Origin of the sequence: Lonsdalea populi, from assembly GCF_015999465.1 — a bacterium.
In the GTDB taxonomy this organism is placed as follows: Bacteria; Pseudomonadota; Gammaproteobacteria; order Enterobacterales; family Enterobacteriaceae; genus Lonsdalea; species Lonsdalea populi.
Map to the genome: position 1 here is coordinate 2,573,527 of NZ_CP065534.1, position 24,550 is coordinate 2,598,076.

General features: G+C 59.6%; 25 protein-coding genes. 9 read left to right on the forward strand and 16 right to left on the reverse strand.

Translation table 11 applies throughout. The features are described 5' to 3' along the window. Window positions 1–140: 140 nt before the first annotated feature. The 5 genes from I6N93_RS11285 to I6N93_RS11305 all read left to right on the forward strand — a co-directional run bounded on the left by I6N93_RS11285 (window position 141) and on the right by I6N93_RS11305 (window position 5,073). Entirely contained in the window at window positions 141–1,328 is a 1,188-nt protein-coding gene (locus I6N93_RS11285) for an isochorismate synthase (RefSeq protein ID WP_085685224.1), read from the forward strand. After that, window positions 1,325–2,953: a (2,3-dihydroxybenzoyl)adenylate synthase gene (locus I6N93_RS11290; protein WP_085685227.1), complete on the forward strand. Its 1,629-nt coding sequence runs from the start codon at window positions 1,325–1,327 to the stop codon at window positions 2,951–2,953. Before I6N93_RS11285 ends, I6N93_RS11290 begins: the two co-directional genes overlap by 4 nt. Beyond that, window positions 2,953–3,831: an isochorismatase gene (locus I6N93_RS11295; protein WP_085685230.1), complete on the forward strand. Its 879-nt coding sequence runs from the start codon at window positions 2,953–2,955 to the stop codon at window positions 3,829–3,831. Before I6N93_RS11290 ends, I6N93_RS11295 begins: the two co-directional genes overlap by 1 nt. Continuing rightward, entirely contained in the window at window positions 3,828–4,586 is a 759-nt protein-coding gene (gene dhbA, locus I6N93_RS11300; RefSeq protein ID WP_085685233.1) for a 2,3-dihydro-2,3-dihydroxybenzoate dehydrogenase, read from the forward strand. The genes I6N93_RS11295 and dhbA overlap by 4 nt, the downstream gene beginning before the upstream one ends. Window positions 4,587–4,656: 70 nt before the next feature. Further along, window positions 4,657–5,073: a hotdog fold thioesterase gene (locus I6N93_RS11305; RefSeq protein WP_085685235.1), complete on the forward strand. Its 417-nt coding sequence runs from the start codon at window positions 4,657–4,659 to the stop codon at window positions 5,071–5,073. A gap of 1 nt (window position 5,074) precedes the next feature. Here the strand turns inward: I6N93_RS11305 and I6N93_RS11310 are convergent, their stop codons facing one another. From I6N93_RS11310 to gspC, 14 genes are all read right to left on the reverse strand, one after another. Then, complete coding sequence (locus I6N93_RS11310) at window positions 5,075–5,650, reverse strand: RBBP9/YdeN family alpha/beta hydrolase (protein ID WP_085685237.1); 576 nt, start codon at window positions 5,648–5,650, stop codon at window positions 5,075–5,077. A 270-nt stretch (window positions 5,651–5,920) separates the two neighbouring features. Then, window positions 5,921–6,409: a YbaK/EbsC family protein gene (locus I6N93_RS11315; RefSeq protein ID WP_085685239.1), complete on the reverse strand. Its 489-nt coding sequence runs from the start codon at window positions 6,407–6,409 to the stop codon at window positions 5,921–5,923. A 533-nt stretch (window positions 6,410–6,942) separates the two neighbouring features. Continuing rightward, entirely contained in the window at window positions 6,943–7,782 is an 840-nt protein-coding gene (locus I6N93_RS11320) for a prepilin peptidase (protein ID WP_085685242.1), read from the reverse strand. Window positions 7,783–7,816: 34 nt separating this feature from the next. Then, window positions 7,817–8,311, reverse strand: coding sequence for a type II secretion system protein GspM (gene gspM / locus I6N93_RS11325; RefSeq protein ID WP_085685245.1), 495 nt, complete (start codon window positions 8,309–8,311; stop codon window positions 7,817–7,819). Next, complete coding sequence (gene gspL, locus I6N93_RS11330; protein WP_085685248.1) at window positions 8,308–9,531, reverse strand: type II secretion system protein GspL; 1,224 nt, start codon at window positions 9,529–9,531, stop codon at window positions 8,308–8,310. Before gspL ends, gspM begins: the two co-directional genes overlap by 4 nt. Then, window positions 9,528–10,508: a type II secretion system minor pseudopilin GspK gene (gspK, locus tag I6N93_RS11335; RefSeq protein WP_094107032.1), complete on the reverse strand. Its 981-nt coding sequence runs from the start codon at window positions 10,506–10,508 to the stop codon at window positions 9,528–9,530. Before gspK ends, gspL begins: the two co-directional genes overlap by 4 nt. A 14-nt stretch (window positions 10,509–10,522) precedes the next feature. Further along, window positions 10,523–11,236 carry a type II secretion system minor pseudopilin GspJ gene (gspJ, locus tag I6N93_RS11340; RefSeq protein WP_085685251.1) on the reverse strand — a complete coding sequence of 238 codons (714 nt, stop codon included), beginning with the start codon at window positions 11,234–11,236 and terminating at the stop codon, window positions 10,523–10,525. Next, window positions 11,226–11,612 (reverse strand): type II secretion system minor pseudopilin GspI, encoded by a 387-nt coding sequence (gene gspI, locus I6N93_RS11345; RefSeq protein ID WP_085685254.1) that lies wholly within the window; start codon window positions 11,610–11,612, stop codon window positions 11,226–11,228. Before gspI ends, gspJ begins: the two co-directional genes overlap by 11 nt. Further along, window positions 11,609–12,124 carry a type II secretion system minor pseudopilin GspH gene (gene gspH / locus I6N93_RS11350; RefSeq protein WP_085685257.1) on the reverse strand — a complete coding sequence of 172 codons (516 nt, stop codon included), beginning with the start codon at window positions 12,122–12,124 and terminating at the stop codon, window positions 11,609–11,611. The genes gspI and gspH overlap by 4 nt, the downstream gene beginning before the upstream one ends. Continuing rightward, window positions 12,124–12,567, reverse strand: coding sequence for a type II secretion system major pseudopilin GspG (gspG, locus tag I6N93_RS11355; protein ID WP_026739999.1), 444 nt, complete (start codon window positions 12,565–12,567; stop codon window positions 12,124–12,126). Before gspG ends, gspH begins: the two co-directional genes overlap by 1 nt. A gap of 29 nt (window positions 12,568–12,596) precedes the next feature. Further along, window positions 12,597–13,823 carry a type II secretion system inner membrane protein GspF gene (gspF, locus tag I6N93_RS11360; protein ID WP_085685260.1) on the reverse strand — a complete coding sequence of 409 codons (1,227 nt, stop codon included), beginning with the start codon at window positions 13,821–13,823 and terminating at the stop codon, window positions 12,597–12,599. Window position 13,824: 1 nt separating this feature from the next. Then, entirely contained in the window at window positions 13,825–15,324 is a 1,500-nt protein-coding gene (gene gspE, locus I6N93_RS11365; RefSeq protein WP_085685264.1) for a type II secretion system ATPase GspE, read from the reverse strand. Beyond that, a complete protein-coding gene (gene gspD / locus I6N93_RS11370; protein ID WP_232100158.1) occupies window positions 15,321–17,423 on the reverse strand; it encodes a type II secretion system secretin GspD in 2,103 nt (700 codons plus the stop codon). Before gspD ends, gspE begins: the two co-directional genes overlap by 4 nt. 31 nt (window positions 17,424–17,454) lie before the next feature. Next, window positions 17,455–18,264, reverse strand: a complete 810-nt coding sequence (gene gspC / locus I6N93_RS11375; protein WP_085685267.1) for a type II secretion system protein GspC — start codon at window positions 18,262–18,264, stop codon at window positions 17,455–17,457. Window positions 18,265–18,548: 284 nt separating this feature from the next. Here gspC and gspB point away from each other — a divergent pair, with 284 nt between their 5' ends. Then, window positions 18,549–19,040, forward strand: a complete 492-nt coding sequence (gene gspB / locus I6N93_RS11380) for a type II secretion system assembly factor GspB (RefSeq protein WP_085685270.1) — start codon at window positions 18,549–18,551, stop codon at window positions 19,038–19,040. On the opposite strand, the gene gspS is transcribed toward gspB, so the two are convergent. Beyond that, window positions 19,037–19,420 carry a type II secretion system pilot lipoprotein GspS gene (gene gspS, locus I6N93_RS11385; protein WP_085685273.1) on the reverse strand — a complete coding sequence of 128 codons (384 nt, stop codon included), beginning with the start codon at window positions 19,418–19,420 and terminating at the stop codon, window positions 19,037–19,039. The two genes, gspB and gspS, sit on opposite strands and share 4 nt — an antisense overlap. Before the next feature lie 107 nt (window positions 19,421–19,527). Next, complete coding sequence (gene alaC / locus I6N93_RS11390) at window positions 19,528–20,763, reverse strand: alanine transaminase (protein ID WP_085685276.1); 1,236 nt, start codon at window positions 20,761–20,763, stop codon at window positions 19,528–19,530. Between the two features lie 678 nt (window positions 20,764–21,441). On the opposite strand from alaC, the gene dgcN reads away from it, so the two are divergent. Genes dgcN through I6N93_RS11405 form a run of 3 tightly spaced genes read left to right on the forward strand, consistent with a single transcriptional unit; the run spans window position 21,442 to window position 24,322 of the window. Continuing rightward, the gene (gene dgcN / locus I6N93_RS11395) at window positions 21,442–22,443 is read left to right on the forward strand and encodes an N-acetyltransferase DgcN (RefSeq protein ID WP_085685279.1); all 1,002 of its coding nucleotides are present in this window, start codon (window positions 21,442–21,444) and stop codon (window positions 22,441–22,443) included. Beyond that, window positions 22,440–23,420: an N-acetyl-D-Glu racemase DgcA gene (gene dgcA / locus I6N93_RS11400; RefSeq protein WP_085685282.1), complete on the forward strand. Its 981-nt coding sequence runs from the start codon at window positions 22,440–22,442 to the stop codon at window positions 23,418–23,420. The genes dgcN and dgcA overlap by 4 nt, the downstream gene beginning before the upstream one ends. A 41-nt stretch (window positions 23,421–23,461) precedes the next feature. Then, window positions 23,462–24,322 carry a D-amino-acid transaminase gene (locus I6N93_RS11405; RefSeq protein WP_085685285.1) on the forward strand — a complete coding sequence of 287 codons (861 nt, stop codon included), beginning with the start codon at window positions 23,462–23,464 and terminating at the stop codon, window positions 24,320–24,322. The last annotated feature ends 228 nt before the right edge of the window (window positions 24,323–24,550 follow it).

The window sequence follows — 24,550 nt, forward strand, 5'->3', positions numbered from 1 at the left end:
CGCCGCTCATTCGATATGGCGAGTAAAGCGCCCCCAAGTGATGGATCCAGGGACTGGATATTTGATTACCACAGCATAATTTTGACGAAATACGCCTCAGCGTCATTTCGTTTTTGTGAATCAACCATAAGGAACGGACAGTGTCTACGCTATCTGCCAAGACTTGCGCGTCGGATATCGGCGACCTACGCCGAGACGACATGCTATTCCTGTCGCCCACCGCCAGCCTGCATGCGCGCGGCTGTTACGCCACGTTAACCCACCCGGCCGACGACGGCGACGATCTGAACGGCGTATTCCAGCGCCAGGTACGCCATCTGTTTGAACAGGCGCAGCGAGACGGTCTCGACAATCCGCTGCTGGTAGGCGCGGTCCCTTTCGATAAACGCCAGCCGGTCAACTTGAAAATCCCCACATCGTATCGCTGGATTCAGCGTGATGAGCTGGCGGAGCGCCCGGCGACGAATACCTTTCCTCGTATTCTTCGTCAGCGGCAAATCCCGGACCGGGAGACGTTTATGCGGATGGTCAGCGCCGGTATTGATGCCACAAAGCGCGGCGAGCTGAATAAGATCGTGCTTTCTCGCCTGCTGGACATCGAAACCGAACAGCCGCTCGATACCCTTTCGCTGCTGCTGCAGCTCAACCAGCAGAATCCGTGGAGCTACAACTTCCATCTGCCGCTGGCAGACGGCTGTCTGGTCGGCGCCAGCCCCGAACTGCTGCTGCGCAAACAGGGGATGACGATCGCCTCGCAACCGCTGGCAGGCTCCAGCCGCCGCAGCAACGACGCGGGCGAAGATCACCGGCTACAGCAGGCGTTGCAAAGTTCCGTCAAAGATCGTTATGAACATCAGTTGGTGATTGAAGAGATGCAGCGCGCGCTGCTGCCGCGCTGCCGTTCGTTGACGGTGCCGCAAGCGCCGACGCTCATCAGCACGCCGGTGCTATGGCATCTCGCCACCCACTTGCAGGCGGACGTTATCGACCCGCGAGAAAACGCGCTGTCGATGGCCTGCCTGCTGCATCCCACGCCCGCGCTGTGCGGCACGCCGTTCCAGCCGGCGCTGGACCGGATCGGCGAGCTGGAACCGTTTGATCGCCAGCGTTTCGGCGGCATTGTCGGCTGGTGCGATGCGCAGGGCAACGGCGAGTGGGCGGTGACCATCCGCTGCGGCGAAGTGCAGGACAACCGGGTGCGTCTGTTTGCCGGCGCAGGCATTGTGCCGGACTCCCAACCGCTCTCAGAATGGCAGGAAACCGGCGTCAAACTCAGCACCATGCTGCGCGCTTTCGGGTTACAGCAAGACAGGGAGCACGCCGCATGATGATTGAATTCAACCGCTGGCCGCCTGCGCTGGAACAGCGCTACCGGGCCTGCGGTTACTGGACCGATGCGCCGCTGGACGACATCCTGACGCGACATAAAGAGAGCGACGACGTCGCCGTGATCTGCGGCGAACGCCGGTTCAGCTATCGGCAGATGGATCGGTTGGCGTCCCGTATCTCGGCCGCGCTGCGTCAACGCGGCCTGCGCTGCGGCCATACCGCACTGGTGCAGTTGGGAAATATCGCCGAATTTTACATCGTCTATTTCGCGCTGCTCCGCGCCGGGATCGTCGCCGTCAATGCGCTTCCCAGCCATCAACGCAGCGAGATTAACTCCTATGCAGACCAGATTGAACCGACGCTGTTGATCGCGGATCGGCGTCACCCGTTGTTCTCCGACGACCATTTCGCCAGTCAGCTGCGGGTGCGCTGCCCGTCGCTGCAACAGGTCATTTTGCTAGGCGATGACGGCGATGACGGGTTGTCCGCGCTGATGAATGATGACATCGACATTCCCGCGCCTAGCCCGACTCCGCCGGATCAGGTCGCTTTTTTCCAGCTTTCGGGCGGCAGTACCGGCACGCCGAAACTGATCCCCCGCACCCACAACGACTATTATTACAGCGTGCGCGCCAGCGTGGACATTTGCGGCTTCACCGCCGCGACCCGCTACCTGTGCGCGCTGCCGGCGGCGCATAACTATTCGCTCAGTTCACCGGGCGCGCTAGGCGCGTTCTATGCCGGCGGCTGCGTCATCCTCGCGCCCGATCCCAGCGCCAGCGGCTGCTTTCCGCTGATCCATCAACATCGGGCCACCGTCGCCGCGCTGGTGCCGCCAGCCGTTATCCTGTGGCTTGAGGCGGTCGCCGCACCCGGCCAACGCGCCGCGCTTGACAGTCTACACTTGCTTCAAGTGGGCGGCGCGCGCCTGAGCGAATCGCTGGCGCGTCGTATCCCGGCAGAGTTGGGCTGCCAGTTGCAGCAGGTATTCGGCATGGCGGAAGGGCTGGTGAACTACACGCGACTGGATGACGACGACGCGCACCGCTACGCCACTCAGGGGTGTCCGATTAGTCCAGATGATGAAGTCTGGGTGGCCGACGCCGACGGCAATCCCCTGCCGCCCGGTCAGGCAGGAAAGCTGATGACGCGCGGCCCCTATACGTTTCGCGGTTATTACCGCAGTCCAGAGCGAAATCGGCAGGCGTTCGACACACAGGGCTTTTACTGCTCCGGCGATCGCATTATCCGCCACGCCGACGGCTATGTGCAGGTCGTCGGACGGGAAAATGACGTGATCAACCGCGGCGGAGAAAAAATCGCCGCCGAGGAGATCGAGAATCTGCTGCTGCGTCATCCCAACGTCATCAACGCCGCGCTCGTCGCCATACCCGATGAACTGATGGGCGAAAAAAGCTGTGCTTTCGTCGTTACCCGTCAGGCGATCAAGCCCGTAGAGCTTCGCCGCCATCTGCGCGAGCTGGGCATCGCCGATTACAAATTGCCCGACCGCGTGGCAACGCTGTCCGCCCTACCGGAAACCCCGGTCGGAAAAGTCGATAAGAAACGCCTGCGCCAAATGGCGCAGCAGCGTTTCGCCCCCTCTCAGCAGGAGAATGATTAATGAGTATCCCTAAACTGAACGCCTATCCGCTTCCCACCGCCGAGCAGTTGCCCGCCGACAAGGTGCGCTGGACGCTGGAGCCTCAGCGGGCGGCGCTGCTGATCCACGATATGCAGCAGTATTTTTTGAACTTCTGGGGGGAAGACAGTCCTCTGACTGCCCGGGTGGTGCAAAACATCGTGCGGCTTAAACAGATCTGCCGCCAGCAGGGCATCCCGGTGTTCTACACGGCGCAGCCCCAACAGCAGAGCGACAGCGATCGCGCGTTGCTCAACGACATGTGGGGACCGGGCATCAATCAGCATCCTGAACAGCAGAAAATCATCCCGGCGCTGACGCCGGAAACCGGCGATACGGTGTTGGTAAAATGGCGCTACAGCGCGTTTGTGCGTTCCGATCTGGAACAGCAGATGAAGAAAGCGGGACGCGACCAGTTGATCGTCTGCGGCGTCTATGCGCACATCGGCTGCCTCACTACCGCCACCGACGCCTTCATGCGCGACATCCAGCCGTTCATGGCGGCCGATGCGCTGGCCGATTTTTCGCAGGAAGAGCACATGATGGCGTTGCGTTACGCCGCCGGACGCTGCGGACGCGTCGCCACCGTCAACCAGCTGCTGGCGGAGATCGCGCCGGCAGCCGGGTACAGCCGGGAACAGCTGCGAGCGGAGCTGCTGCCCCTGCTGGATGAAGACAGTGAAGACCTGCAAGACGATGAGAACCTGCTGGATTATGGTTTGGATTCCGTGCGCATCATGTCGCTGGTCGCGCGCTGGCGTCAGGCCGGTCACGATCTCGACTTTGTCGCGCTGGTCAAGAACCCCACGATCGCACATTGGCTGCATCTGCTGACCGAGCCGCAGCGGGAGGAAGCATGAGTCTGGAGGCGGAATTTCGCGGTAAACAGGTCTGGGTGACCGGCGCCGGGCGCGGTATCGGCTATGTCACTGCCTGCCGCTTCGCACTGGCGGGCGCTGACGTCACGGGTTTCGACGTCGCCTTCGATGAGGCCGACGCGCCGTTCCTGCGGCGCACGTTGGACATCAGCGATGCCGTCGCCGTCGCCGACAGCTGTGGCGAACTGCTGGCGCATACGCCGCGGCTGGATGTACTGGTGAACGGCGCGGGTATCCTGCGCATGGGCGCGACGGAAACCCTCAGCCAGCAAGACTGGCTGGACTGCATCGGCGTCAATGCGGGCGGCGCCTTCAATCTGTTTCAGGCCACGCTGCCGCAGTTCCAGCGCCAGCGCGCCGGGGCCATCGTGTCCATCGGCTCCAACGCCGCGCACGTCCCGCGCGTCGGGATGGCGGCGTATTGCGCGTCCAAAGCCGCCCTGCGCAGCCTGTGCCTGACGGTCGGGCTGGAACTGGCCCCCTACGGCGTGCGCTGCAACCTGATCTCCCCCGGCTCGACGGACACGCCGATGCAGCGCAGCCTATGGCACGCGCCCGACGCCGAACAACGCACCATTGAGGGATTTCCGGATCACTACAAGCTTGGGATACCGCTGCGTAAAATCGCCCGGCCGGAAGATATCGCCGACGCCGTGCTGTTTATGGCCTCGTCGAGAGCGGGCCATATCACGCTGCAGGATATCGTCATCGACGGCGGCGCGACGCTCGGCGCATAGGTTCATGAAGGCTTTAGGCGGACGTCGCCCCTGCGGCGGCGGTCCTCAACAACCGGAGGGGAGAAAACGCATGATCTGGAAGCGAGACGTGACGCTTGAGCAACTCAATCAGATGACGGAACGGAACATGCTGTCTCATTTGGGAATGGTGTTCACCCGTCTGGGCGAGCGCGATCTGGAAGCCACGATGCCGGTGGATGACCGCACGCGCCAACCATTCGGGCTGCTGCATGGCGGCGCTTCGGTTGCACTGGCGGAATCGCTGGGATCGATGGCAGGCTATCTGTGCAGTGAGCAAGGGGAGTGCGTGGTCGGGGTGGAGATCAATGCAAGCCACCTGCGCCCGGTCAGTCAAGCCAAGGTGCGCGGCGTATGCCGACCGCTGCATCTCGGACGGAAAAATCAGGTCTGGCAAATAGAGGTGTTTACGCCGCAGGATAAGCTGTGCTGCATCGCACGGCTCAGCACCGCCGTTTTAGGGGCGTAGGTCAGGCTTCGAGCGGGATGAGACTTTCTGCAAAATCCGCCAGCCGTTGCAGGCCATATTCCCAGGTTCCAAAACCGGATTCGGCATTGATATGGCCGCCTTCGCCCACATCGACCAGCTCACAGCCCCAGGCTTCCGACCAGTGCTTGGCGCGTTCATAGGTCATCAGCGGATCGTTGTGAGTGGCGAAAGCCAGCGTGGGGACGTTCAGCCGCTCGGCACGAATACGCTCTTCTATCTCAAAACGCATTGGCTCCGCCGGCGCGACCAGCATAACGCCCGCAATCCCTTCTATGGCTTCCTGCACCGCGTAGCACGAGGCCAGTGCGCCGAAACTATGACCGATCAGCAGCGCCGGTTGCTCGCACTCCGCCAGCTCGCGGCGGATCGCCAGCGCCCAGCGGTCGAGGTCGGCCGGAAACCACTCTTTCTGGCGGACACGTCGCCAAAACGGGAAACGCTGATGCCAATAGCTTTGCCAGTGTTCTTCGTCACTGTCGCGTAATCCCGGCACCAGCACCATCTTTATGCGTTGGTCGATTTCCGCCAGCCGCAGATCTAACTCTGTCGTCTGCATCAGACTCTCTTTCTCCCAGTTCGTTTACTGCCTGGATGGAGCGACATTGGCTCAGGGCAGGCCCTGCCCCCCTGTTGACACGCCATCGTTGTCCGGTGCGCGCGAAGGCTCCACATTTTACAAATTGATAACAATATAGCTTAAGTTAACAGCCTATCATGGCGATTTGCATTTGTATCGGGGTTCTCCGCATCAAATTTTGCGCTCCGTCACACGGCGTCGGGCGATCTGACAGAGGCTGAAGTGAGCGCTTTTACGCGGCACAGCGGGCTACAACCGAATAAATTCCAGCTCGCGCGGCTGGGCGATGCGCCGGTAATCCTGCGTGTTCACTATCAGCGAACGCTCCAGAGATCCGGCGTTAAACGCCAGTTCATCAAAACGGGAAAACAGGAGCGGATCGGCCACCAGCAGCAGATCGGAATGGAAGCTGAACGGCGGAATGGCGCCGAATACGCAGCGCGTCAGTATCTCCACTTCCGCCGGACTGGCCAGCGAAGCGCGGGTTCCGCCCAATCCCTGAGCCAGTCGCTGCAAGTCCGCCTGACAATCGGCGGGCAGCACCGCCAGAACATGCTGGCGTAAACCGTTGCCCTTAACGTGGCATACCAGCGCTTTAGCGCCCTGTCCCAAGGCCGTGCCACGCTGGGCGGCGACCTCTTCCGAGCGTCCGGCGCGAGCATGTTCGACCACCCGGTAGCGCGCCTGCCCCTGGTCGAGACGTGCGCATAATTGCGAAAAAATAGAAGGCGTTTGCATTGGTTTTTCCTGTATCCGGTATCTCGTCAACCCACATACAGAATAAACGCGCAGACGACCCAGTGGCAAAGATCCGTGCGATCGCACTCGATTTACGCATTCGGCCGAGGATACCTCTTGAATTCATCCCCATACCCAGCGTAGATTGGGCGCCGGTAAAATACGGCCCGGAACCGTGCCGTCAACGCCGACCAGAAAGCGCCTCAGCCTGGCTCACCGGGCGCGACCGTTTCTCTGCATCATGGACAAGTCATACGTATCATAGTGATACCCTCATCATAACGATGCAATCATCATCGCGACACGGTGGTTGCTGGAGAGAATAATCAGTGAAGTACTTCTTTATTGCGGTTTTGTTTACTTTGGTTCTATGGATTGGAATATTTATGCTGATGGTGAACTGATTCGGCCACGTGACCGAACCACACTGTCCTCGCCGGGTAAAAATCATCCCTTGCAGCACCCTCGACAGGCTGGCGACTCGCCCCTCGGCACGATGGGGACTCCCCCAGCCTGGTGCCGACGTCCCCGCGCTATCCTACTGCGTTCAAGACCAGGCCAATGGTGCCGGCCAGCGCCAGCCACGGGCCGAAGGCCAGTGAGGCCTGCAAACTGCCGCCGCGGATCAACCGCCATAACAGCGTCAGCGCCAGTCCGGCCAGCGAAGCGATCAACACCAGATTCGGCAAGATAGCCCATCCCAGCCACGCCCCCAGCGCCGCCAGCAGCTTGAAGTCTCCGTAGCCGAGCGCCTCCTTGCCGTAAAACCAGCGAAACACCCAGTAAATCAGCCACAGAGACACGTATCCCGCTACCGCTCCCACCACCGCCTGCGGCAGCGGCACATACGTCCCGTCGACATTGAACAACAGGCCGGCCCACACGAGGGGCAGCGTCAGCACATCCGGCAACAGACGGGTATGGATATCCACCATCGCCAACGTCAGCAAAACGCTGAATAGCACCAGACTGCCCAACAGCGCCTCTCCCGGCGGCCACAGCAGACCCGCCAGCAGAAACAGTAAACCACACATCAACTCCATCAGCGGATAGCGCCAGGAAATCGACTGCCCGCAACAGTGCGAGCGTCCGCGCAGCCACAGCCAGCTCAGCAACGGTATGTTGTCTCTGATGCGCAGCGGCTGGCGACAACGTGGACAAGATGACGGCGGCCAGCAGAGATCGTAACGCTCACCGGGCTCCGGCTCGTCCATGTCCAGCGTTCGGCTGGCCTCTTGCCGCCAGCGGCGCACCAGCATCACCGGCAGGCGATGGACCACTACATTCAAAAAGCTGCCGACAATAAGACCCAGCAGCACCAGCGCCGCCAGCCAAAGCAGCGGAAATGTTCCGGCAAACGCAGCCAACTCCATGGGCGTGATTCCTTTTTTTCAGGGGGATTAAGCGTTAAGGCAACCGCTCCATCGACAGCTTGTTGACGGCGACGATGCCCGAATGGTCCAGTTGCGCGGCCACCTCCAGCTCCTGCGTCACCACGCCGTTTTTCCGTTCCAGCTCCGCCAGCCAGCGCATCAAGGTGGCGAAATCACAGGGGGACAGCGTCAGCATGATACGTTCATCCTGCGGTTGAAGCCGCTGAATGGTAATACCGCGGTGAGCGGCGCTTTGGGGGATCAGCTCCGTCAGATTGACATCACGCCCTTCGACTTCGAGAGGCGGCGAGCCGGGCGGCGGCAGCCGGGATGCTTGCTGGCGCATCCACATAACCGCCTGCCGCTCGCGCTCGGCGGCCTGACGCCAGCGCAGCTCCTGCTGATGCCAGGGCTGCCACAGCAGGCTGTAAATCAGCCAAACCAAAACCAGCCCGGCGGCTATCGCCAATAACAGGCGCTCTCGCTGCTGCATTCCCAGCCATCGCTGCTGTAATGTCATCATGTTCATAGCCTGCTCCTTAGCACTAATTGTCCTTCCGTGTGATCCCGCTCTTGCTTCATTTCTCCCGGTGGGATGTCGTAGTAGGCGGATGCCTGCTGACGAAATTGCTCCATTTGTACAAATGAGGCCGCGCGTAACTGCAGCCGCAGCTCGCCCCGGCGACGATCGTACCCCAGCGTGACCAATTGCAGTCCGTCATGCTTGGCCGCCAGCTGTTGCAAACGCCCCACGTGCGCCGTCAGAGACGCCGCCGGATTGCCGCTTCCGGCAGCCTGGAGGTGCTGCTGCATCTGGGCGCGCGGATTAACGACATGCTTGTCGTCAGGGAATAGCTCCCGGTAGATCCGGACGCTCTCTTCCCGCCAGACGGCGGCCTGCCGATAAAGCTGATAGTGTTCCCATAGGCTGCCGCCCATCAGCGTCAGCAGATAGAGTCCGGCGGCGGCGATCACGCCGCGCCAGGGGGCGATCACGCCGCGCCAGGGGGCGATGGCATTGCGCCACGGCTCTCCGACGGCGAAGTCGCCCTGACGAAGATCCACGCCCGGCGTGACGGGGGCGTTGGCCGCCAGCGTCATCAGAGACGCCTCCGGCAACGCCCGCCAGTTTTCCACGCCTGCCGGGAGTGGACTGTAGCTATGAATGGCGGGTAAAACGTCAGCACTTTCCAGCAGCATTTGATACCACCCCTCTTCCGCCGCCATCCCCGTGCCGGCCGCCGTTCTGAACAGCCAAGTCCGGTGATGAAGCACCGCGCTCCAGCCCTCTTCCGCCAACGGCAACGCCAACACGTCCGGCATAAGGGCGTCGATGTGGACGCCAATGGACTGGCACTGCGCCGTCCAGCGCGCCATCAGCGATTTATGCATTACCGCCACCGTGAAGCGCTCTGCCTGCCGGGCGACGACCGCGAAATGCAGCTGTTCGATATCCGACGCCAGTTGCTCTTCCAGCATAAACGGAATGGCCTGCCGCCAATGGCGCTGCGTGCGGCGCGGTAGCGTCACCGTGTGAAATGCCATCGTCGTGGCGGGCGCCAAGACCCGGGTGGAACTCACCGGATAGCGCACCAGTTCAGCGCGCAATGCATCCCACGTCCCGACGCCCTGCGTCAGGGGGCCAAAAGGCGAAGAGGCGGCGATCAGCCACTCGACCTGTTGGTCGTCCTCTGCGCTGAGGCGCAGGGTCAGTTGCCGGATCCCGCCTGCTGGCGTCCTGTTACTCATCGGTTCATTGTCCTGTATCCCCCGTACTGCCGTTGTATGACATCAATGCGCCGCTTGTGGCGATGAAACAGGCTGCGCTGATAGAACGCGCCCTCTTCTCCCTGAATGCGGACGTCGCCGAAAAACCAGTCGCTTTTGACCGCCAACGCCTGACGAATGTTGCTTTTGCCGGATTCCGGCAACTGAGGCAGGCCGATAAAGGCATCGACGTTCTGCCAACCTTTCGCGGGGCGCAGCGCCAGTACACGCCCTGCCTCCTCCAGGCTCAATTTACCCATCAGCAGGGCGGACAGCAGCGGCGCCTGTTGTGGCGTCAATGTATTGATATTAACAGTGAATTTATCTACCGGAAGCACACACACGTAGGGCAACAGTCGTCGATAGAGATCCGCATCCACCCCGCCGATCGCCCGCAGCTCCGAGACATCCGCCATCGGCTGATTCGCCGGCAGATAGCGCGCGTAGGCGTCTTCTTCGGCCCCGCGCGCGCGCGGCTCGCGGTCTTCGTCCAGCCAGTCTCGAACCGCGGCGGTGACCGCATCGGCCCGCTCGCCCTTCTCGCCGAGAACCACCATTAATTGCCTGAAAACCTGCGCGGCATAAGGCGTTTTTTCGGACGCCTTCGCCGTCGAGATCGAGCCTGTCGTTCGCGCGTTTTTTGGCCGCGGCTGCAGGGCGTTCAAATTTAAACAGGTCGCGCCGTCGTGAATCTGGCCGACCATTTCCCGGCCGTCGTCCAGCCATTGCCTATCGGCACGCGACCACGGCTGTCCGATGAGGGTAATTTTCGGCGAGTTTTGCCCCTCTCGCAGCAGCACGCTGCCCATCAGTGCCTCCGCGCCCAGCGCATACCAACGGGCCTGCGTTCGGGTCAACAGACTGTCGGTGCGCTGGTAGGCCGTGCCGGTGTGCTCCGCGACCGACGTCGCCACAATGACCATGAGCGCCAGCATCAGCAGCACGACCAGCAGCGCCATTCCCCGTTGTCGCTTCACAGGCTGTCCTCCGCTGCGCCGTCGCCGGATGAGGACGAAGCCGCGTCTAAATCGGTATCGTCAGACTGACCGCTCCCGTTTTCTTCCAACTCCCGGACGTTCGCTTTCGCCTCCGGGTCTTCCTGCTGCGGTAGAAGGAACAGGCGCGTGATATCGCCGTAGTCGCGCAGATTGACCGTGACGGAGATGCCTTCCGGCAGCCGATCGGGATCGTCCCAATGATCCTGCCAGCCGCCCTTGGAGAAGAAGCTCAGCGTAAAACCGTTGACCTGAGTCAGCAGCGGACGGATCGCCATCTCCTGCTTGGGCAAGGGCTGCGGAGAGTCGAAAAACAGACGCTCCAGCGTGCCATGACGCAGACGGTATCCCACTCGCTGTAGCTCGGAACGGGGCAGAATACCGAGTGGATTTAGCCAGCCGCTGCGCACGAAACTGGCGGCGCCATCTTCGCTTTCCATGCCGTAACGTTGGGCGAGCAACCCAGGCTCGGCGGCTTTGCTGCGTCGCGGGGTGATTTGGGTGAAATCGCGCTCCATCAGCGTAAAGGCGCGCTGTAACTCGTCGAGTCGGGCGCTTTTACGCGTCGACAGTTCGTCCTGACGCATTACCCCGTTCAGGACCGAGGAGACACTGAGACTCAGCGCGGCAAATACCACCAGCGCCAGCATCATCTCCAGCAGCGTGAATCCTCGCGAGGCATTAATTCCCATCACCGTCTTCCTCTCCCGCCTGCGGTATATCGCTGCGTAATATCGCCGCTGGCGTGCCGTCATGACTGCCGTGACGCACCTCAACCTCCACCGCGCGCACGCTGTCACTACCCATATCAACCCCCCGATAGCGCCAGTACCACGTCGAGTCCGCGAACATCACGCTGCCGTCGGTCCATGAGGGGGACGGCCACTGTTTTTCCAGCCGCAGCGCCGTCAGCTGATTTTCGGCGATCCAAACGGCGAAGGTTTTCTCTTCCAGCCGCCCCAGCGTACTGGCCTGCTGCGCGGTGGTTTTCAATATCGCCAGCCCCGCCAGTGCGAACACCACCAGGGCGACCAGCACTTCCAGCAGCGTCATCCCCCGTTGCTTCATCGCGCATTGTCCTCCGGAGAAGCGCTGAGGATCGCCCCATTGGCGTCAACTTCCAGCCAGGCGTTGTCCCTCTCGCTTTGCTGAAACTCGAGGCGGAATGGCGTGATTTCGCCTCCCGGCAGGATCAGCAGAGTCGGCGACGCCTGTGTTGCGGTCACGCCCGGATCTACCTCGCCGTCCTTCCACTGCGCGGTAAAAGCCAGTCGGATATCGGCAGGCAACGTGATGAGCGGGGAATAAGACTGCCACCGATACGCCTGCGGCGCAGACGCGTCAGTCGGCTCCAGCACCGCCAACTGCCAGCTGCGCGGCGCGAGATAAAATCCCAGTACGCGATCGTTCTGCTGACTGTCGGCCACCGCGTGCTCGAGCTGCGCTCGAAAGCGCGCCATCTGCCACTGCGCATCCCTCGGCTTTTGCTGTGGAAACGCCATCATCACCAGCGTGGCCGCAACGCCGGCCAGCAGCACCACCAGCATCATTTCCAGCAGGGTAAAACCGCGCTGACGCATCACGGATTCGCGCTGTGCGCCCCGTTGCCGATATTCCAATTGCCGATGTCGTCTTCACTGTCCGGCATGCCGTCCGGACCGTAAGAGAACACGTCGATGCGGCCGTGGTTTCCGGGACTCAGCAGCTGATAGTCGGCGCCCCACGGGTCTTGCGGCAGACGACGAATATAGCCATCCTGCGCGTAGTTGCGCGGTTCCGGCTGAGTGCTCGGCTTTTTCACCAGCGCGGACAGCCCTTGCTCCGTGGTGGGATAGCGGCTGTTGTCCAGCTTGTACATATCCAGCGCGCTCTCCAGCGCCACGATATCGCTGACGGCTTTCTGCCGGTCGGCCTTCTCTTTGTTGCCCATCAGATTCGGTACCACCAGGCTGGCCAGCACGCCGAGAATAACGATCACCACCATGATTTCTAACAGGGTGAATCCCCGCTGACGTTGTTCCATTTTGTTGTTTCCTTTGACGTTATTCAAAATTACGTACTCATGAGAGTGTTCAGTTGCAGAATCGGCTGGAGAATGGCCAGCACGATGAAGAGCACCACGCCCGCCATCGTGACGACCAGCAGTGGTTCGAAGAGGCCCAGCGCCAACGTGACCTGAGCGCTGAATTCGCGATCCTGATTGTCCGCCGCACGCGCCAGCATGGCGTCGAGATCGCCGCTGCGTTCGCCGCTGGAGATCATGTGGCGCATCATCGGGGGAAACAGCGACGTCTGCTGTAACGCCTGATGCAGGCTGACGCCTTCGCGTACCGCCTCCGCCGCCTGCGCGAGCCGTTGACGAGCCTCGTCATTGCTCAGCACGTCGCCGCTGATGCGCATCGCCTGCAACAACGGCACGGCGCTGGCGTTCAGGATGCTGAGCGTGCGAGCATAGCGTGCGGTGTTGAGCCCGCGCAGTACGCGCCCAACCACCGGCAGCCGCAGCAGAAGCCGGTGGAAAGACAGCCGATATTTTTCCTGTCTCAGCAGCCAGCGGCCAACCATCATCACCAACGCCAGCAGCAGCAGCATCCACGGTCCGCCGATACGCACCGCGTCGCTGGTCCCCATCAGCAGCCGCGTGGAAAAAGGCAGCGCCTGCTTCATATGGACGAACTGGTCCACGACTTTGGGCACCACGGCGGAGAGCAAGATGCACACTACCGCGATGGCGACCAGCGTCAGAACGCAGGGATAGATCATCGCCTGTTGAATACGGCTGCGCATTTGCTGGCGCTGCTCGGTGTAGTCCGCCAGCCGGTTGAGGACGATATCCAGATGGCCGGAGGCTTCGCCCGCCGCGACCATCGCGCAATACAACCGTTCGAAGCTACCAGGAAAGCTGCCGAGCGCCTCCGCCAGCGAATGTCCTTCGACAACTTTGGCCCGCACGGCCGGCATCAGCGCTCGCAGCGCGGCTTTTTCGCTCTGCTCCGCCACCGCCGCCAGCGCTTCTTCCAGCGGCAGCGCCGCAGCGACCAGCGTCGCCAGCTGTCGCGTCAATAGCGCCAGATCGCCGGCCCCGATGCGTTGAGATCGCCGTAACGTAAACAACCCGGCGTCGCGAGACGAGCCCGCGTCGCGCTGAGGTTCCAACGTCAACGCCACCAGCCCTTTCTCTCGCAGCAGTTGTCTGGCCTGACGCGCCGAGTCGGCCTCCTGAACGCCGCGGCTGCGTTTTCCCTGCGCGTTCAGCGCCTGATAGTGAAACAGCGCCATCTCATTCCGCCCTTGTCACACGCACCACCTCATCCCAGGTGGTGTTGCCGGCGATGACCTGTTGCAAGCCGCTCTGCCGCAGCGATCCCCAACGTTCACCCAGCCGTTGAGCAATTTGCTGCTCCCCTTCCCGCTGGTGAATGGCCGTTCGAACGTCGTCATTGATGGGCAGCAGTTCGTGAATCGAAGTCCGTCCGCGATAACCCGTCTCGTTACAGGCCGGACAGCCCCCGGCGCGATACAGCCGAGTACCGGACGGGATGCCCATCAGTTGCGCCTGTTCCGCACTGACCGAATAGGGCTGGCGACAGTCCTGACACAGGGTACGCACCAGCCGCTGCGCCAGTACGCCGAGCAGAGAAGTCGATAACAGAAACGGCTCCACGCCCATGTCCGTCAGGCGGGAGAGCGCGCCCAGCGCGCTGTTGGTGTGCAGCGTCGACAGGACCAGGTGCCCGGTCAGCGAGGCTTGTACGGCGATCTGCGCCGTTTCGCCATCGCGGATTTCCCCCACCAGCACGACGTCCGGGTCCTGGCGAAGGATGGCGCGCAGCCCGCGCGCGAACGTCATGCCAACCTTGGTGTTCACCTGCGTCTGGGCGATCCCGTCCAGCTCATACTCGATAGGATCTTCCACCGTCATGATGTTGCGTTCGGCGGCATTGAGGCGGCTCAGTGCCGCATACAGCGTGGTGCTTTTCCCCGAGCCGGTCGGCCCGGTGACCAGAATGATGCCGTGCGGACGGTGGATCAGCTCGTCTACCTCACGCTGATGCGCGGCGCTCATGCCCAACGCGGCCAGATCCAGCCGCACGCTGTCTTTATCCAGCAAGCGCAGCACCACGCGTTCACCGTAGTTGGAGGGCAACGTCGAAACACGCACGTCGATGGCGCGGCCGCCGATACGCAGCACCATGCGCCCATCCTGAGGCACGCGTTTTTCAGCAATATCCAGCTTCGCCATGACTTTGATACGGGAGACCAACAGCGGCGCCAGTTGACGCGGAGGACGCAGGATTTCCCTCAGCACGCCGTCGATACGGAAGCGGATCAGCAGGTTACGCTCATAGGTTTCGATATGGATGTCGGAAGCTTTGTGCTTGATCGCCTCCGTCAGCATGGCATTGATCAGGCGGATAATCGGCGCGTCGTCGTCCGCATCCAGCAGGTCGTCGCTGTCCGGCAGATCTTCGGCCAGCGTATAGAAGTCAATATCGTTGCCAATATCTTCCATCAGCTGCTGCGCGGCGGCGGAGTCACGCTGATAGTGCTGCACCAGCGCCCGTTCAAACTCCGATTCGCTGAGGCGGCTCACGCTTAACGAAACGCCCGCCACGCGCCGGGCTTCTAAAAAAGCGCCGGGCTGCGTTTCAGCCACGCAAAAAACCTGCGCCGAGGCCTGACCGCTCTCTTCCTGCAACAGCACTATTTTATGGGTACGGGCGTAGGCGAACGGCAGGACCGGATGCCCCCCTGAGGCCACAATGTCCTGCACGCTCATCGCCCCTCCCGGGCATAGAACGACGAGATGGCCGCCTGCACTTGGCGGAACACCATCGTGTCTCCACCGGCGGGCAGACGCAGCGTGTCGTTATCCAGCACTGCGCCGCTGGCGCGCGTCGCGCCGCGCTGCTGCTGCTGTTCATCGTTGAAGGCGCGGTATTTGTTGATTGTCGCCGTCTGATACTGCATACCGTCGCGAATAATGGTCGGACGAAGAAACAGCATGAGATTACGCTTGGTCATCTGACGGCTTTTGGAACGGAACAGATTGCCGATCACCGGGATGTCCCCGAGGAACGGCACTTTGCTGTCGGTCTCCAGCGTGGTCTTGTCAAGCAGGCCGCCGACCACCACGGTTTCGCCGCTTCCGACCAGCACGGCGTTGTTGACGGTGCGGGTGTTGAACGTTGCGCCCAAACTGCTGGTGCTGCTCGACGAGGAGTCCGCCACGCTGGACACCTCCTGCGCAATCTGCAGCAGCACGGAATCCCCTTCGTTGATCTGCGGTTTAACCTTCAGCTTGATGCCGACGGTTTTACGCTCCACGGTAGTGAAAATGTTGTCCGCCGAGGTGGTTTGGGAGCCTGACAGTACCGGCACTTCCTGCCCAACGTTAAAGGTGGCTTCCATGTTGTCCAGCGTGACGATGCTGGGCGTCGCCAGCACGTCATTTTTGGAGTTGCTGGACAGCGCCGTCAGCAGCATCGACCAATTTCCCTGATAAAACCCGGCGGCAATCCCGCTGAAGCTGCTGAGCACGCTGGAGTAACTGCTGGTCAGCGTGCCGTCGGCGCGATACTGATCGGAGCCGACCATCGCCGTGGAAATCGGCATCCCCGTGCTGGTGAACTGCGTCATACCCGCCCGTTTGTTGGCCCACTGGATGCCGAGATTTAACCCGTCCGCATCCTGCACTTCGGCGATGATCGCCTCCACCAGCACCTGAGGACGACGGATATCCAACTGGTCGATGACCTGTTCCAAATCGCTCATGATGTCGGGCGGCGCGGTGATAATCAGCGCGTTGGTCTGGTCGTGCGCGCGGATTGTGACCTCTTTCCCCTGAATCATGATCGTCTTGCCGCCGGAGCTGCCGCTGGAGCTGAACGCCGAACCAAAGCCGAGACTACTGCTGTTCGACGAAGCGCTGTCTTCGCTATTGGAGGAGGACGACGACGAGGATGAACTGCTGCCGCCGCTGTTCTGGGTACTGTGCGACGTGCTGGGCGTGTTTGAGCTATTACGGCTGCCGCTGGTACCGCTTCCCGCCAGCACTTCCAGCAGTTCCACCGCCTTGGCGTATTTGAGGTAAATGACCTTGGTGCCGCCCTGCACCACCTGCTTACGGTCGAGCTGACGGATCATCTGTACCGCGCGCTGACGCGACTTCTCTTCCCCGCTGACGATGACGGAATTGGTCCGGCTGTCCGCTACCACATTGGCCAACATACTGCTCGGCAGCGCGTTTTTCTCATCGGTTTTATTGAGATTGTTCACCAGCTTGACCATATCGTCCGCCGACGCGAAGTTGAGCGGAACCGTAACCATATCCCGACCACCGATCTTCTCAACCCGCGCAATGATCTCCAGCATATGCTTGACCACCGCCGCGCGGCCGGTCATCAACAGGGTGTTAGACGGTTCATAATGCACCACGCTTCCGGCCCCGGCGCTATCATTCAACTGGCGCAACAGCGGTGCGAGGTCACGCGCGGCGACATTATTGAGCGCCACAACCCGCGTCACGATTTCATCGCCATGGCCCGGTTGCTCATCGCTGGCCAGCGGGATGGCAGAGGTTTTCGCATCTTTGGCCCGCACAACCTTCAGCACGCCGTTATCCTGCGGAACGACGGAAAAACCATAGACATCCAGCACGCTGAGGAAGAACTGGTAATACTGCTGTTCGTTCATCATATCGTAGCTGCGCACGGTAATGGTGCCGCGCACGCTGGGATCGATAATGACGGTTTTATTGAGGTTTTTACTGACGGTGTTGATGAATTCCTGAATGTCAGTGCCTTTGAAGCTGGCCGAGAATTCAGCACTCCAGCACCAGCACGACGCTAACAGCAGCGAGCCGATTGCCGCCCGCACCCATCGCTTGATCACTCCTTTGCTCCGCACGTTACTCTTCGCCCCCAATTTCCATGTAGATATCTTGTTGTTGCCCTTCCCGTTCGACGGTCAGGGTAAATGTGTGAATTTCCGGTATCCGCTCCATAGCGGTTTTCGCCTGCGCTTCATCGCGCAAGTCCAGCCCGTTCAAAGCGATGATCACATCCCGCTCCTGCAGCCCCACCCGGTAAAAGATGTCGGGATGCCGACCCGGCGAGATGCGGTATCCACTCAATTTGTTGTCGTTGATCAGCGGCGAGAGCTCAAGGTAGTCGCTAATCGGAGATGAGGGCCGAGGCTGGAGCTGCTGTAAGGCGGCCGTGTCGGTCTGCGTCTCTTCGCCGCCGGGTTGTTCGTACAATCGCAGAACCTCGTGACGGCCCTGATAGAGCAGAGTCACGCTGTCGGCGTGGATCTCCACCAGCTTGGCGTCGTCGTAGGGCAGTGACTCGTTAGTGCTACAGCTGAACTGTTGGTTATCTTTGCTGAAGATGGCGATGGAATGCGCGGCATCCTCGCTAAGCAATACGCCCGTCAACGCTAGACGCAGTGAAGTCAGCGGCAGCGCATCAGGACGCTCAGCTTTCCGAGCGGAAGCATCGGCTTCTTCGGGTGCAACGCCAAACAGAGAGAAGTCGTTCGGTATGTCGGGGGAGGAAGGTGACAGAAGTGTCGACGGTCGCGCGACATCCGGCAGCGGTGCCGGGTCACGGTGTTTAAACAGCGATGCCATCTGCAGAATGCTCAACAGCACAAATAGCGCCACCAGGCCCCGTTTGAGCGTCCGTGGCGTCAACGATGGCAATGTTACTTTATCCATGAGAAACACAATCCCTATGCCTTGGCAGCGAAGCCCTGCTCATCCATCAAAGCCGCTTAGGCCCTGTCGTCTCCCCTCGGGCTATCCATTCCCCCAAGAAAAAAACGGGTATATGATGCCACAAACGGCCGAGTTAAGGAACGCCCCTCTTAGCATTCCCCCTCGCGATATCCGGATTTTATCGCCGAGATGCGAGCCTCCGCGCAAATCCGTCAGTCAAAAAATCCCGGCACGCCCAAAGCAAGCCAGAAAGGAAGTTATTACATGATATTTAAGGAAAGAATGTGGACAGCACACAGGAAGTAACCTCATCGCACCCGGTGAACCGAGGCTATGTCATTCCCGGCTATCTGCTGGTTCTCTACGCCCTGCTGCTGTTCGCGTTGGGATGGTTAGGGCATCAGCGCTGGCAGGAATTTCGCCAGATAACCCCCCCGCCATCCCACGCCGTCGTTATGCATCCCCACCATGCGTCGACATTGCCCGCCGCCAGGACCGCGCCCACGCCGTCGGCCCCTTCGTCAGGCAGCGGCGAGCTGCCCGCTTTCACCTACAGCGCGCACGTGTTTACGTCGGAACCTGAGCGGCGCAGCATCACGCTGAACGATCAACGTTATCGCGAAGGAGATAGCCCGTTTAGCAGCGTAGTGATCGAACAAATTCAGCAGGATGTCACCGTGTTCAGCGTCAATGGCGACCCTTTTATTCTGGATGCGTTGGAAGACTGGCCGGGTGGAAAACCAGAATATTCTGAGAAAAAATCGCCATTACCTTAACCGCGAATAGTGCTGAGGAACGGATAAACGGATAGATTAAACGCAGAACACTGCTGATCTTTCGGCGTACCGTCTTTCAACAACCCTTCATAGAGCGTGTCGCTCAGCGGCGGCAGCATTTGAAACCCATTGACATCCCACCCCTTCTTTTCCCCCTGACGCAGCGCGCCGCGCATGAGCGTATTGTCATCCGGTAAATCGCTGCGATTACACTGCGTGCGCAGATATTTTCCGGCCGCCACCAACGACGCGAGCTGGTTGATCTGCTCATCCTGGGTCGCTCTTGCGCTCGCAGAACGGGAAGGAGAAGACGATTGGCAACCGGCGATGATCAGGCAGCAGAAGGTAAAACCGATGATGTGAAGCGAAGATAAGCGCATGACTTGATTCGTCCTTATGATGAAACATCCGTAGGAAAAGCCCGAGCCGCCGTCGTTTATCGTTGAGACGAACGACGGAAGCCTGGCTTTTCCGATGAAACTAAATGCTAGGCGCTGTGCCCGTGTTTTTTCTGCGGCGCAGGCAGGATGCCGTCCGTGCGGAACATGGACTTGATGCCCCTGACCGCCTGACGAATACGATCCTGATTTTCAATGAGTGCGAAACGAACGTGAGTGTCACCGTAGTCGCCAAAACCAATCCCCGGCGATACGCATACTTTGGCTTCCGCCAGCAGTCGTTTGGCAAACTCAAGCGAACCTAAGTGCGCGTATGCTTCCGGTATTTTCGCCCACACGTACATCGACGCTTTCGGCTCGTCGACCCTCCAGCCTGCTTCGTGGAGCCCGCGCACCAGCACGTTGCGGCGCTGACGGTACTGCTCCGCGATATCACGCACGCACTGCTGGTCGCCTTCCAGCGCCGCAATAGCGGCAACCTGCAGCGGCGTGAAAGTGCCGTAATCGTGATAGCTTTTGATCCTGGCCAGCGCATTGACCAGCTCAGGATTTCCTACCATAAAACCAATCCGCCATCCGGCCATGTTATAGCTTTTTGACAGGGTAAAAAACTCGACTGCGATATCCTTGGCGCCGGACACCTGCATAATGGAAGGCGCCTGCCAGCCGTCGTACACGATATCGGCATAGGCCAGATCGTGCACGACCAGTATGTCATATTGCTTCGCCAGCGCGACGACCCGCTCGAAGAAATCCAGCTCGACGCACTGTGCCGTCGGGTTAGATGGGAACCCCAGAATCATCATTTTGGGTTTAGGAATACTTTCGCGGATGGCGCGTTCCAGCTCGTTGAAGAAGTCGACGCCGTCCACCAGCGGCACCGAGCGAACCTGCGCGCCAGCGATCACCGCACCGTAAATATGGATGGGATAGCTGGGGTTCGGCACCAGCACCGTGTCGCCATGATCCAGCGTCGCCAACATCAGATGCGCCAGCCCCTCTTTGGAGCCGATAGTGACGATGGCTTCGCTGTCCGGATCGATGTCAACCTGATAGCGATTGGCATACCAGCGCGATATTGCTCTGCGCAGACGCGGGATGCCGCGAGACGTCGAATAGCCGTGTGTATCTTCACGCTGGGCGACCGTGCAGAGTTTTTCAACGATATGTGGCGGCGTGGGACCATCCGGATTGCCCATACTGAAATCGATGATGTCTTCGCCGCGGCGACGCGCTGCCATTTTCAATTCAGCGGTGATATTGAAGACATAAGGGGGAAGACGATCGATGCGCGAAAAACGGCGCGGGGAGTTGCTATCAGCCATAAATACCTCGTTGTCACGTAAGCGCCCGGACCGTCCGAGCGACGCATTGACCCGCAAACGAGTCAGCCCTCAAGCTACCCCAGATTCCAGGCGCTGTCGATAAGCTCGGCTTAAAAAATTAACGCCTTATCCACTCGCAAGCGAAACGGTGAATGACGGCTATCCCACTCGCCAGCGGAACAAAGTCAGTGGATTCCTCACTTCGTTTTATTGATATTTATTTCCGAAGAATTCGTAGAAAGGTATTAAAGAAAGCGGTAGCGTCGACATGAGTGATTGCCTTCACGATGACCAAATAACAGGTGGCGGCGCATTATTTTGGGGCCCAGTTATAAATCATTCTCACCAAAAGAGAGCAATTAAAACGATGAAAATTAAAAACCTAAAAAAATCAATGAATTAAAAAATAAATAATAAAAATACCGCCTGTTTTTTTTATTAAAAAAACGACAATTCCAAATATAAAATTTTATCGATATTAAATTCCAAAAAAGTACGCAATATTGAAATTTAAAACCCAACAAATTCCAATCTGGCAGGCATAAAAACTGAATGACCACCTACATTGACAACAATATAACTATCATTATTATCGGTTGCACAGACACATCTTTTCGCCCCTAAAAAACCTGACACATTGTTAATGACTTACGCCGAAATCTAATTCGAGGATGTATGATGGATATCAAAAAGCCTTATCTGTTATTTCTGGGTGATGCGCACGATCAGCTGGCCGCCAAAGTGGCCATCGGCATCAAGCAATGGCATCCCGAATATTGTGTAGGCCAGTATCGCATGGAAGGCTGTCACGCCGACTGCCAACTGCCCGATATGGACATTGCAACGGCCCGCGCCGCCGGAGCACAAACGCTGGTGATTGGCGTCGCCAACCGGGGCGGGATCATTTCTGACGCGTGGATCACCGTATTAAGCGAGGCGCTGGAAAGCGGCATGGACCTGGCCGCCGGGCTGCACAATCGTCTTGCCGACGTCCCCGAACTCAGCGCGCTGGCCGCCAAACTGGGACGCCACCTTTTCGACGTCCGTCATCCCACACAAACCTTTCCTGTCGCCAACGGTCGCAAACGTACCGGCAAACGACTGCTTCCGGTCGGCACCGACTGCTCCTGCGGCAAGATGTATACCGCCTTGGCGATTGAGAAAGAGCTGCTTGCGCGCGGTGAGAAGGCGACCTTTCGGGCGACCGGACAGACCGGTATTCTGATTAGCGGCTCAGGCGTCAGCATCGACGCAGTAGTGTCAGACTTTACCGCCGGTGCCGTCGAGGTGCTTGCTCCAGCCAATGACGCCGACCACTGGGATGTGATCGAAGGTCAAGGCTCGCTGTTTCATCCTTCCTTTGCGGGCGTGACCACCGGCATCATTCACGGCGCTCAGCCAGATGCGCTGGTGCTGTGCCACGAACCGACACGTAAGACCATGCGCGGCGTCGACTACCCCATCCCGGATCTCGCCACCTGTATGGCGCTGAACCTGTCTATGGCGCATCTCACCAATCCCAATGCGCGTTTCGTCGGCATCTCCGTCAATACCTCGGCGTTAGATGAAGCCACCGCGCAAAAATTCATTACCGAGACGGAAAGCAAATTCGGCCTGCCGGTAGTCGATCCCTTCCGTCAAGGTGTTGGACGCATCGTTGACCAGTTGGCAGACCTATGACAGAACTTCACGTCTCTCATGAAAGCTGGCCGCTGCAAAACACCTTCACCATTTCGCGCGGCAGCAAAACTCAGGCCGATGTGGTCGTGGTGGCGCTGAGCGCCGGTGGCGCGACAGGCTATGGCGAGTGCGTTCCCTATGCGCGCTACGGCGAGTCCATTGATAGCGTAATGGCGCAGATCCGCTCACTCGAGGACGATCTCCGCAACGGGCTGGATCGTATAGCACTCCAACGCCGTCTGCCCTCCGGCGCGGCGCGTAACGCAGTCGACTGCGCCTTTTGGGATTTGGCGTGTAAACAGTCCGGACAGCGAATTTGGCAAAGGCTGCCGTTGTCAGCACCCAATGTGCTCGAAACCGCCTATACCTTGTCGTTAGATACGCCGGATAACATGCGTAAATCGGCCCAGCGACAATCCGCCAGACCCTTGCTGAAGCTAAAGCTGGCGGATAAAGACGACTTAGCGAGAGTTGCTGCCGTGCGTGCAGGTGCGCCCGCCGCACGCCTGATCGTCGACGCCAACGAGGGCTGGAACGCCGAACTGTATCTAAAACTGGTGCCCGAGCTGGCGGCGCTGGGCGTGACGATGATTGAGCAGCCTCTGCCAGCCGGACAAGACAGCGAACTGAAAGTGTTGCCGCACCCCATTCCCATCTGCGCCGACGAGTCCTGTCATGACTGTGATTCGCTGACCGACATCGCCGGCTGTTACGACATGATTAATATCAAGCTGGATAAAACCGGCGGTCTGACCGAGGCCATGCGCCTGCGCGCCGAGGCCGAAAAGGCGGGCTTGCAGATCATGGTCGGCTGCATGGTCGGCACGTCGCTGTCGATGGCGCCGGCAACCTTTGTGGCGCAAGGCGTTCAGGTGGTCGACCTGGACGGCCCACTGTTGTTGCAACGCGATCGCGATAATGGTCTGCAGTATGATGGCAGTATCATCGCACCACCCAGAGCGGCACTATGGGGATAACGCATACGCTGCGCCAAATAACGAGTTAGAGGAGTGTTGTAATGCAACGTCTTGTTTATGTTGACGGCCGCTATGTGCAGGAACAGGAAGCATCTGTTTCCATATTCGACCGCGGTTTTCTGTTCGCGGATGCCGTCTATGAAGTGACCGCCGTAGTCAACGGCAAACCAGCCGAGTTCGACGGTCATATGACCCGCCTGCAGCGCTCTTGCCGGGAGCTGTCGCTGACGCTGCCGGTCAGCGTTGAAGAGCTAAAAAATATTCATCATGCGTTAATCGAAAAAAATCGGATGCAGGAGGGTGCTATCTACCTGCAGTTGACGCGCGGCAACGCGGGCGACCGTGATTTTCACTTCCCCGGCGCCGACGTGAAATCGACGCTGGTCCTGTTTACCCAGGCTCGGCCGGTGCTGGAAAACCCGGCGGCGGAGCGCGGGCTGAGAGTTGTGACCTGCCCGGACATTCGCTGGCACCGCCGCGATATCAAAACCGTGAGCCTGCTGGCGGCCTGTCTTGCGAAAGAGTTTGCCCACGCACACAACGCGGAAGACGCCTTTATGGTGGAAAACGGCTTTGTAACGGAAGGGAGTTCCTGCAACTGCTACATCGTACTGCACGATAATACGGTGGTGACCCGCCCTCTCAGCAACGACATCCTGCACGGCATCACCCGCAAGGCTATCTTGCAGTTGGCGGAGCAGGACGGCATTCGACTGGAAGAACGGCTGTTCACGCCGGAAGAAGCCTATCACGCCAAAGAGGTTTTCATTAGCTCCGCCACCACCTTCGTTCTGCCGGTGGTTACGCTTGATGACCGCACCATCGGCGACGGTAAACCGGGCCCCATTACGCGTCGCCTGCGCGACATCTATATCGAAATGGTTAAACAGCAGACGCGGTAAAAGCAGCTTGTACGAGATATCATCTTGAAGCCGACAGATGACCCTATGACGTAGCATCTGTCGGCTCACTCGTTTCAGACAACCCTAACCACCGGCCAACAGCCGCAATCGACAAACCTTGCATCAGCACATTGCCCTCTATTTGGAGGAAACCCGCCAGTTTTTTCATTTCATCGCTATATCCAACGGCTCGTGACTTTTGTTCCCTACCGCATTCCCAAACGAATT

Excerpts from the sequence above, each read along its gene's own strand:
- I6N93_RS11290 (WP_085685227.1), top strand. The coding sequence starts at position 1,325 with ATGATGATTGAATTCAACCGCTGGCCGCCTGCGCTGGAACAGCGCTAC.
- I6N93_RS11295 (WP_085685230.1), top strand. The coding sequence starts at position 2,953 with ATGAGTATCCCTAAACTGAACGCCTATCCGCTTCCCACCGCCGAGCAG.
- dhbA (WP_085685233.1), top strand. The coding sequence starts at position 3,828 with ATGAGTCTGGAGGCGGAATTTCGCGGTAAACAGGTCTGGGTGACCGGC.
- I6N93_RS11305 (WP_085685235.1), top strand. The coding sequence starts at position 4,657 with ATGATCTGGAAGCGAGACGTGACGCTTGAGCAACTCAATCAGATGACG.
- I6N93_RS11310 (WP_085685237.1), bottom strand. The coding sequence starts at position 5,650 with ATGCAGACGACAGAGTTAGATCTGCGGCTGGCGGAAATCGACCAACGC.
- I6N93_RS11315 (WP_085685239.1), bottom strand. The coding sequence starts at position 6,409 with ATGCAAACGCCTTCTATTTTTTCGCAATTATGCGCACGTCTCGACCAG.
- I6N93_RS11320 (WP_085685242.1), bottom strand. The coding sequence starts at position 7,782 with ATGGAGTTGGCTGCGTTTGCCGGAACATTTCCGCTGCTTTGGCTGGCG.
- gspM (WP_085685245.1), bottom strand. The coding sequence starts at position 8,311 with ATGAACATGATGACATTACAGCAGCGATGGCTGGGAATGCAGCAGCGA.
- gspL (WP_085685248.1), bottom strand. The coding sequence starts at position 9,531 with ATGAGTAACAGGACGCCAGCAGGCGGGATCCGGCAACTGACCCTGCGC.
- gspK (WP_094107032.1), bottom strand. The coding sequence starts at position 10,508 with ATGGCGCTGCTGGTCGTGCTGCTGATGCTGGCGCTCATGGTCATTGTG.
- gspJ (WP_085685251.1), bottom strand. The coding sequence starts at position 11,236 with ATGGGAATTAATGCCTCGCGAGGATTCACGCTGCTGGAGATGATGCTG.
- gspI (WP_085685254.1), bottom strand. The coding sequence starts at position 11,612 with ATGAAGCAACGGGGGATGACGCTGCTGGAAGTGCTGGTCGCCCTGGTG.
- gspH (WP_085685257.1), bottom strand. The coding sequence starts at position 12,124 with ATGCGTCAGCGCGGTTTTACCCTGCTGGAAATGATGCTGGTGGTGCTG.
- gspG (WP_026739999.1), bottom strand. The coding sequence starts at position 12,567 with ATGGAACAACGTCAGCGGGGATTCACCCTGTTAGAAATCATGGTGGTG.
- gspF (WP_085685260.1), bottom strand. The coding sequence starts at position 13,823 with ATGGCGCTGTTTCACTATCAGGCGCTGAACGCGCAGGGAAAACGCAGC.
- gspE (WP_085685264.1), bottom strand. The coding sequence starts at position 15,324 with ATGAGCGTGCAGGACATTGTGGCCTCAGGGGGGCATCCGGTCCTGCCG.
- gspC (WP_085685267.1), bottom strand. The coding sequence starts at position 18,264 with ATGGATAAAGTAACATTGCCATCGTTGACGCCACGGACGCTCAAACGG.
- gspS (WP_085685273.1), bottom strand. The coding sequence starts at position 19,420 with ATGCGCTTATCTTCGCTTCACATCATCGGTTTTACCTTCTGCTGCCTG.
- alaC (WP_085685276.1), bottom strand. The coding sequence starts at position 20,763 with ATGGCTGATAGCAACTCCCCGCGCCGTTTTTCGCGCATCGATCGTCTT.
- dgcN (WP_085685279.1), top strand. The coding sequence starts at position 21,442 with ATGGATATCAAAAAGCCTTATCTGTTATTTCTGGGTGATGCGCACGAT.
- dgcA (WP_085685282.1), top strand. The coding sequence starts at position 22,440 with ATGACAGAACTTCACGTCTCTCATGAAAGCTGGCCGCTGCAAAACACC.
- I6N93_RS11405 (WP_085685285.1), top strand. The coding sequence starts at position 23,462 with ATGCAACGTCTTGTTTATGTTGACGGCCGCTATGTGCAGGAACAGGAA.